Annotated in this window: 1 protein-coding gene; it reads right to left on the bottom strand. The window is 68.3% G+C overall.

The genetic code is table 11. The features are described 5' to 3' along the window. Positions 1-57 precede the first annotated feature (57 nt). Complete coding sequence (locus ABGA98_RS13645) at positions 58-948, bottom strand: VCBS repeat-containing protein (RefSeq protein ID WP_347618608.1); 891 nt, start codon at positions 946-948, stop codon at positions 58-60. Between the last annotated feature and the right edge of the window lie 227 nt (positions 949-1,175).

Here is a 1,175-nt window from a genome sequence, read left to right as displayed (position 1 = left end):
TGAACCAATCCAAATTCCGACGGAGCGGGAATAGGGCAGGAGAACGCTCTTGCGTGGTCAGCTGACGACGTCGTACTTGCCGAATCCGGTGGCCACGGTCACCGGCTCACGAAAGAGGTCGAGCGGAGCTTGGGGGTTGAAGACGCCGGAGTGCGCGTACGCGTCGAGCGTGCCGTCGGGGCGCAGGCCGAGCAGGTCGGGCCGCCCGTCGAGGTCGATGTCCGTGAGCGTCATGATGCGCATGTCCTGCCAGCCTCGGGCGACGGTGTGCCACGTGCCCTCGGCCGTCGTGCCCGGCTTGCCGGCGAACTCGAACAGGTCCATGTCACCGTTGGCGCGGCGGACCAGCAGGTCGGGCGTGCCGTTGCCGGTGAAGTCGGCCATCGCGACGGGGAAGTCGTCGACGTCGACGTCGACGAGCCGCACCGGCTCCTTGTCGTAGGTGTCGTTCCTGACGACGCCCTGGTCGCGGTGCGGGAAGAGGTCGATGTTACCGGCGTTCTTGCCCCGGCCGAACGTGTCGTCGGTGCCGGTGCCCGTCACGTCGGCGAAGCCGATGGTCTCCCATTCGCGGCCGTCGTCGCGCTTGCTGGACACGCGGAGCGGCTCGGCGAACGGGCCGATCTCGCCGGGCCCGCCGAGGTTGCGCAGCAGGAAGAAACCGAATTCGCCGTTCTCGCCGGGATTGATGTCGTATTCGCTGGTGCTGAAAGCGCATATGTCGGCGCGTCCGTCGCCGGACGCGTCCACGGCGCGGACGAAGAAGAACCGCCACCAGCCGAATCCGTCCCCGATCTTCACCGGCGCGCGGAACGTGTCGGTCCCGTTGAACTCACCGCTGTGCGGGTGAACGAAGAGCTCGCCGGTTTCCGTGTCACGTACCAGCAGATCCGGCAGCCCGTCGCCCCGAAAGGACCGGCACTGACCGTTCGCGAAATTCGGCGCCATTGTTTAACGCTCCTCCCCGCCAGGATTTCCCGGTCAAGCGACATCAGTATTTGCGAGGCGGGATAAGGCGGGTAACCCCTAGCAGCCCACTAAATCGGCCGGTCTGCCCCAGTGCGGGAGGCCCCGGGCATGCCGCGGACCCGGCGCGCGGGGTGGCGCGCCGGGTGCCGGGTGAGGCGGCTCAGGCGAGGCGAGAGCGGGAGCGGCTCAGGCGGCGCCGGACGCGG

The sequence above is a fragment of the Nonomuraea sp. B1E8 genome (assembly GCF_039871515.1).
GTDB lineage: Bacteria > Actinomycetota > Actinomycetes > Streptosporangiales > Streptosporangiaceae > Nonomuraea.
Note: the sequence above shows the minus strand (reverse complement) of the source record. Positions and strands in the feature narration are given on the sequence as shown.

Bases quoted from the DNA above. Each gene is read 5' to 3' on its own strand.
- ABGA98_RS13645 (WP_347618608.1), bottom strand. From the start codon at position 948: ATGGCGCCGAATTTCGCGAACGGTCAGTGCCGGTCCTTTCGGGGCGAC.